Origin of the sequence: Streptomyces sp. NPDC057010 (genome assembly GCF_042673805.1) — a bacterium.
GTDB lineage: Bacteria > Actinomycetota > Actinomycetes > Streptomycetales > Streptomycetaceae > Streptomyces.
This window is the reverse complement of sequence record NZ_JBHUSC010000143.1, coordinates 1-1,097: the sequence shown is the minus strand read 5'-3', so window position 1 is coordinate 1,097 and position 1,097 is coordinate 1. Positions and strand designations below refer to the sequence as shown.

Genomic DNA, 1,097 nt, shown 5'->3' with positions numbered 1-1,097 from the left:
GGTCTAGATCGACCGCTGCCCGTCCTTCTGCATTCAACCGCTCGAAGATCGTGATTACGTCGTGGGGGGTCATGGCTTACTCCTGGTGATGATCAAAGCGTAGGTGATCGACGCCGTCACCCAGCACGATCAGCCACTCGAACTCTCGCCGCAGGTACCTCGGCTAAAGGTCAGCATGGAACCAGCCAAGGCTGGATTGTGGACGACCCATTTCCCGTGCCGCTCCTGTCGATTCACGCAGTGCCGAACATGCGGCCGATGGGTGCTTCTTTTATCGGTACCCACGATGGAGGGCCACTAGCGACTGTCAAGTCGCGGACAGGGCGCGTTGACGTCGGCAAAGCCCTATCGTCAAGGGTGCTTCCTTTCCTCAGCTTCCATCGCTGCGAGTCGTTCTTCACTGGCCGATACAGATTCCATGGCTTCGTTAACCGAAGCCAATGCATACTCGCAGGCCAGTTTCGCTTCTTCAACAGTAGACTCGGGCTCTTCGTCGTCGGTGAGCGGAGGGGAAAGCATGTCTCCGAGCATCATCGCCAACTCAGGCGTGTCCCATTGTTCGCCCCTTTGCTCCTTCTTCTTTATATAGTGCCGGACCTCCGCATCTTGCTCGGGCGAGAGGGGAAGGTGTCGAAACGTATTGCTCGGGTTGGCGTCAATCAGAATGTTTCTCCAAATTTAGAACATAGTGCCTTCGGACTGCTCCTTGGAATGCACGCGCACCCGGAAAGAGTTGAGGGTGCAGGGGCAAGCTCCTACTTGCGACAGTGCGGATCCTGGATCAGTGCGAGGCGGGCTAAAAGCTCGTCCACTTGGAGTTCGAGGACCTTGTTTCGCATGGATTGCGTGCGGAGCTTGTTGAGCTTGACCCTCCAGTACGCCGGGTCGTTCACCGACGACTTGTTGATGAAGGCGTGTTGCGCTTGCTCCAGTAGTCCGATCGCTCGCCTGATATGCAGTAATTCGCGTTCCGCTTCGCAGTACCAGCTCATGTTTGCCGCCTTCTGATGATTTTTATCGTGACTTGCTGCTTCGCGAGAGCCCTTGAGTTCGCTCAAAGTGGACGCGCGAGCCGATCTCGAACCGTGCTGTTACAC

At 56.4% G+C, this 1,097-nt stretch carries 2 protein-coding genes; both read right to left on the bottom strand.

From position 1 onward, the window contains the following. Positions 1 to 351 precede the first annotated feature (351 nt). The gene (locus tag ACFTXQ_RS36680) at positions 352 to 540 is read right to left on the bottom strand and encodes a hypothetical protein (RefSeq protein WP_376303407.1); all 189 of its coding nucleotides are present in this window, start codon (positions 538 to 540) and stop codon (positions 352 to 354) included. A gap of 215 nt (positions 541 to 755) precedes the next feature. Then, on the bottom strand, positions 756 to 1,058 hold the full coding sequence (locus ACFTXQ_RS36675; RefSeq protein WP_224755810.1) for a hypothetical protein: 303 nt from the start codon (positions 1,056 to 1,058) through the stop codon (positions 756 to 758). Positions 1,059 to 1,097: the final 39 nt, after the last annotated feature.